4 protein-coding genes are annotated in these 4,127 nt (G+C 75.4%); all 4 read right to left on the bottom strand.

The genetic code is table 11. The annotated features are described in order from the left end of the window. A partial coding sequence (locus F8A92_RS18145) for a uroporphyrinogen-III synthase (protein ID WP_153506587.1) occupies positions 1 to 947 on the bottom strand: 947 nt, incomplete at its 3' end. After that, positions 944 to 1,693, bottom strand: coding sequence for a uroporphyrinogen-III C-methyltransferase (gene cobA, locus F8A92_RS18140; protein WP_153506586.1), 750 nt, complete (start codon positions 1,691 to 1,693; stop codon positions 944 to 946). The genes cobA and F8A92_RS18145, both read right to left, overlap by 4 nt. After that, positions 1,686 to 2,060 (bottom strand): nitrite reductase small subunit NirD, encoded by a 375-nt coding sequence (nirD, locus tag F8A92_RS18135; protein WP_153506585.1) that lies wholly within the window; start codon positions 2,058 to 2,060, stop codon positions 1,686 to 1,688. The genes cobA and nirD overlap by 8 nt, the downstream gene beginning before the upstream one ends. Continuing rightward, the coding region (gene nirB, locus F8A92_RS18130) for a nitrite reductase large subunit NirB (RefSeq protein ID WP_153506584.1) at positions 2,057 to 4,127 on the bottom strand (2,071 nt) is incomplete at its 5' end. The genes nirB and nirD, both read right to left, overlap by 4 nt.

Here is a 4,127-nt window from a genome sequence, read left to right as displayed (position 1 = left end):
CGGCGCAGCACGGCGAGGCTGGTCGGCGACAGCGCGAGCACCGCGCCGTCCAGCACGGCCGCCGACCCGAGCAGCCGCAACGTGCCACCCGCGGTCGCCACCTGCAGGCCGCGCCGCTCGTCGAGCTCGCGCACGAGCGTGCGCACCAACGAGCCGAGGCGGAACCGGTCGGGCACCAGCGCCTGCACGCCGAGCTCGCGCAGCGGTGCCGCCGTAGTGCTGCCGACCGCGGCGGCGATGACCGAGCCGTCGGCGCCGAAGGCCCGCAGCACCTCCTTGAGGACGCCGATGCGGCGCGCGACGGCGAGGTACTCGCGGGTGCCGGGCGCGGAGGTGAACACCACCGCGTCGTAGTCGCCGGCGGCGGTGCGGCGCACGCTGCGCTCGACGGCCTCGGTGTCCGGCGGCGGCCCCCACCGGTAGACGACCAGCGGCCGGACGTCGGCGCCCGCGGCGCGCAGGTCGTCGTCCAGCCCGTCGGAGCCGGCGCCGTGGTGCTGGACGGAGATCAGCTTGCCGGCCACGCCTTCGGACAGCAGCAGGTCGCGGATCTCCTCGTGGGTCTCGGACTCCGCCACCCAGTCGGCGACCAGGCCCGCGGCCTGGACGGCGCCGCGCGCCTTCGGCCCGCGGACGACCAGCCGGGCGCGGGCGAGCACCTCGAGGAGCTGCTCGCCGACGCCGGCCGCGTCCGAGGCCTCGATCCAGCCGCGCAGGCCGATGCCGGTGGTCACGACCACGACGTCCGGGCGGTGCTCGATCAGGTCGAGCGTCGCGGTCAGCAGCGCGTGGTCGTTGACGTGCGGCACCACCGACAGGACCGGCGCGTGGTCGACCGCCGCGCCGCGCCGCTCGAGGGCCGCCCCGAGCTCGGCGCCGCGGCGCTGCGCGGTGACGAGGACGCGGCAGCCGACCAGCTGGTCGGGCGGGATCACCGGCGCGCTCACGCGTGCTCCAGCAGGCCCGCGCCGGGCAGCGCCTCGTGCGCGACGGCGTGCACGACGTCCCCGATCACGATCGTGGCGGGGTTGGCGACTCCGGCCCGCTCGACCGCGTCCGCGAGGGCGCCGACGTCGGCGCGCACGGTGCGTTGCCGGTCGGTCCAGGCCCGCTCGATCACGGCCGCGGGTCGCTCGGGCGGCATCCCGGCGGCTTGCAGCGCCGCGCACAGCTCCCGCAGCCGCGCCATGCCCATGAGCACGACGACGGTGTGCGGCCAGTCGACCATCGTCGCGATCGGCAGCGCGTCGTGGCCGGAGAACACCAGCACGCCGGTGGACACGCCGCGGTGGGTGACCGGGATGGCGGCCGCGGCGGGGGCCGCGATCGCGCTGGACACGCCCGGGACGACCTCGACCGGGACGCCGGCAGCGAGGCAGGCGGCGTACTCCTCGCCACCGCGGCCGAACACGAACGGGTCGCCGCCCTTGAGCCGGACGACCCGCTGGCCGGCGCGCGCCCGGTCGATCAGCAGCCGGTTGATCCGGGCCTGCGGCACCGGGTGGTGGTACGGGCGCTTGCCGACGTCGACGATCTCGGCTCGGACGCCGATCTCGTGCAGCAGGTCCCGCGGGCCGAGCCGGTCGGCGACCACGACGTCCGCCGTGAGGAGCTCGTCGCGCCCCCGCACGGTGAGCAGGCCGGGGTCGCCGGGTCCGCCGCCGACGAGCACCACGCTTCCGGGGCTACGCATCGCTCCTCCTCGTGGGCCGGGCGCCGACGCGCACCTCGACCGCGCCGCGCACGACGCGCACCGGCCACGATCCGAGCGACACCTCGGGCTCGGCCAGGCAGCGCCCGTCGCGCAGGTCGAAGACCTGCTTGTACATCGGGGAGGCGATGGTCGGCACCTCCGCATCATCGACGATCCTCGATCCGACGATCCCGCGGGCGATCACGTTGGCGCCGCTGTAGGGGTCGCGGTGGCCGACGGCGTACACGGTGCCGTCCGCGGTACGCACCAGGGCGATCTGGACGCCGTCCACCAGCGCGGCCACCCCGCGCTCGAGGGGCAGCTGGTCCGCGCGGCAGACGGCCTGCCAGGCGTGCGGGGCGCTCATCGGCCCGCTCCGCCGGCCACCGGGATACGAGCACCGCTGATCAGCACCGGACGCCGCGCCGGGTCGACCGGCCGGATCTGGCCGCGCTCGCGCTCGTACTCCAGGTCGGGGTCGGCGGCGTCCGGAGCGTTCACGAACGCGGTGAAGCGGGCCAGCTTCTCGGGGTCCTCGAGCACGTCGCGCCACTCGTCGGAGTACCCGGCGATGCTGGCCTGCATCGCGGCGTCCAGGTCGGCGGCGATCCCGAGCGCGTCGTCGAAGATGACGGATCGAAGATGATCGATGCCTCCCTCGAGGTCGGCGAGCCAGGCGGCGGTCCGCTGCAGCCGGTCGGCGGTGCGGATGTAGTACATGAAGTACCGGTCGATCGCCCGCAGCAGCCCCTCGTCGTCCAGGTCCTCGGCGAGCAGGGTCGCGTGCCGCGGGGTGAAGCCGCCGTTGCCGCCGACGTAGAGGTTCCAGCCCCGATCGGTGGCGATCACCCCGGCGTCCTTGCCGCGCGCCTCGGCGCACTCGCGGGCGCAGCCGGAGACCCCGAGCTTGAGCTTGTGCGGGGCGCGCAGCCCCCGGTAGCGCAGCTCGAGCAGGATCGCCATCGACACCGAGTCCTGCACGCCGTACCGGCACCACGTCGAGCCGACGCACGACTTCACGGTGCGCAACGACTTGCCGTAGGCGTGCCCGGACTCGAACCCGGCGTCGACCAGCCGCCGCCAGATCGCTGGCAGCTGCTCGATCCGCGCGCCGAGCATGTCGATGCGCTGGCCGCCGGTGATCTTCGTGTAGAGCCCGAAGTCGCGGGCGATCTCGCCCACGGTGATCAGCCCCTCCGGGGTGATCTCCCCGCCGGGGATGCGCGGGACGACGGAGTAGCTGCCGTCCTTCTGGATGTTGGCCAGCACGTGGTCGTTGGTGTCCTGCAGCGCGGCGCGCTCCCCGTCCAGGATGTGGCCGGTGCCGAGGCTGGCCAGGATCGAGGCGACGGTCGGCTTGCAGATGTCGCAGCCGCGGCCGCCGGCGCCGTGCCGGCCGATGATCTCGGTGAAGGTGCGCAGCCCGCTCACCCGCACCGCGGCGAACAGCTCGGCGCGCGACATCGCGAAGTGCTCGCAGAGCGCCCGCGACACCTCCACGCCGGACGCCTCCAGGCCGGCGATCATCAGCGCCTTGACCGCCGGCAGGCACGAGCCGCAGCTGGTGCCGGCCTTCGTACAGGTCTGCACGGCGCCGAGGTCGTGGGCGCCGGCGACGACCGACGCGCGGATGGTGCCCGCGGTGACGTTGTTGCACGAGCACAGCACGGCGTCGTCGGGCAGGTCGCCGGACACCGGGCCCGCCGCCCCCTCGGGCACCAGGTAGGCGGCCGGGTCGGCGCCCAGCGCGCGGCCGACCATCGGGCGCAGGGCCGCGTACGCGCTCGCGTCGCCGACGAGCATGCCGCCGCGCAGCGTCCGCGCGTCGTCGGCCAGCACCAGCTTCTTGTAGACGCCGGCGACCGGGTCGGCGTACACCACCTCGAGCGAGCCCGCCTCGGTCGCGAAGGCGTCGCCGAAGCTCGCGACGTCCACGCCGAGCAGCTTGAGCTTGGTCGAGGCGTCCGCGCCCGGGAACGTCCCGTCGCCGCCGAGGATCCGGTTGGCGACCACCTCCGCCATCGCGTTGCCCGGCGCGACCAGCCCCCACACCGCCCCGTCGATGCACGCAACCTCGCCGATCGCACTGATCGCCGGGTCGGCGGTGCGGCACCGCTCGTCGACGACGACGCCGCCGCGTTCGCCGACCGCGAGACCGGCGGCGCGGGCCAGCTCGTCGCGCGGCCGCACGCCGGTCGCGAACACCACGACGTCGGCGTCGACACGCTCCCGACCGGCCAGCTCGACGGCACGCACGCGGCCGTGCCGCTCGAGGATCCGGCTGCTCGCGGTGCCGACGTGCACGCGCACGCCGAGCCGCTCGATGAGCCGCCGCAGCGCCTGGCCACCGCCGTCGTCCACCTGCAGCGGCATCAGGCGGGGGGCGAGCTCCACGACGGTGCTGCGCGCGCCGAGCGCCTGCAGCGCGCCGGCC

The sequence above is a fragment of the Cumulibacter manganitolerans genome (assembly GCF_009602465.1).
GTDB lineage: Bacteria > Actinomycetota > Actinomycetes > Mycobacteriales > Antricoccaceae > Cumulibacter > Cumulibacter manganitolerans.
This window is presented reverse-complemented; position numbering and strand designations above follow the sequence as displayed.